Raw genomic sequence first — 1200 nt, forward strand, 5'->3', positions numbered from 1 at the left:
GTCGTGCTGGCGAACGCCCACCGCGCGGCGCTGCCCCGGGCGGCGGTCGCGGTCTTCGCCGGCGCGCTCGTGCTCGGTGTCGTCGCGGCGATCTACGGAGCAGCCTCATGACCCCCTACCGCGACTACGTCACCAGCGGCGGCTCACTCGCGCAGGTGCTGCTCATCGCCGTCCTGGCGGTGCCGGCGCTGGGCGCGTTGGTGGTAGCGCTGCTGCCGGCGCGGATCGATCGGGGCGCCCGCATCGTCGCCATGGTCTTCGCCGCGGTGACGTTCGTGCTCACCGCGCTGCTGGCGATGCCGAGCGCCGACTACGGCTGGTTCGGCTACGGTGACCGGCCGCCGGCTCTGCTGCCGTGGATCGACGTGTCCGCGTCGTGGGTGCCGTCGCTCGGGGTCGACTTCCACCTCGGCGTCGACGGGATCTCGTACCCGCTGGTGGTGCTGACCGGGCTGCTGACATTGCTCTGTTGCGCGTACACGGTGGCCAAGGTGCCCGACGGCGGTCGCGGCCGGACGCTGGCGGCGCTGCTGCTGGTGCTCGAGGTCGGCATCCTGGGCACGTTCCTGGCCCTGGACCTCGTGCTGTTCTTCATCTTCTTCGAGGTCGTCCTCCTGCCGATGTACGCGGTCATCGCCGGCTGGGGTGGCCCGGACCGCCGCCGCGCGGCCCGCAAGTTCGTGCTCTACACCCTGTTCGGTTCGCTGCTGCTCCTGCTGGGCGTCTTCACCGTCGTCATCGCGGCCGGCACCGGCGACCTGCTGGCGCTGACCGGCGGCACCGGCCTGTCCCGCACAGTGCAGTGCACGGCGTTCGCCCTGTTCGCCGTCGCGTTCGCGGTGAAGGCGCCGCTCTGGCCGCTGCACACCTGGCTGCCGGACGCGCACACCGAGGCGCCCACGGTCGGCAGCGTGATCCTCGCCGGCGTGCTGCTGAAGATGGGCACGTACGGCCTGATCCGCGTCGGCGTGGGAGTGGCACCGCTCGGCGCCGCCTGGGCCGCCCCGGTGCTCGGCATCCTCGCCGTCGCCGCGATCCTCGTCGGGTCGCTGGTGTGCCTGCGGCAGACCGAGCTGAAGCGGCTGATCGCCTACTCCAGCGTCGGGCACATGGGTTTCGTCCTGCTGGGCATCGCGACGCTGACCGCGACCGGCCTGCAGGCCGCGCTGGTCGGCAACGTGGCCCACGGCGTCATCACCG

General features: G+C 72.2%; 1 protein-coding gene. It reads left to right on the top strand.

Annotated features, from left to right (window positions below):
* Window positions 1–107: 107 nt before the first annotated feature.
* The coding region (locus AB0C29_RS49380) for an NADH-quinone oxidoreductase subunit M (protein ID WP_360835436.1) at window positions 108–1200 on the top strand (1093 nt) is incomplete at its 3' end.

The sequence above is a fragment of the Actinoplanes sp. NPDC048791 genome (genome assembly GCF_040650095.1).
Taxonomy (GTDB): Bacteria; Actinomycetota; Actinomycetes; order Mycobacteriales; family Micromonosporaceae; genus Actinoplanes.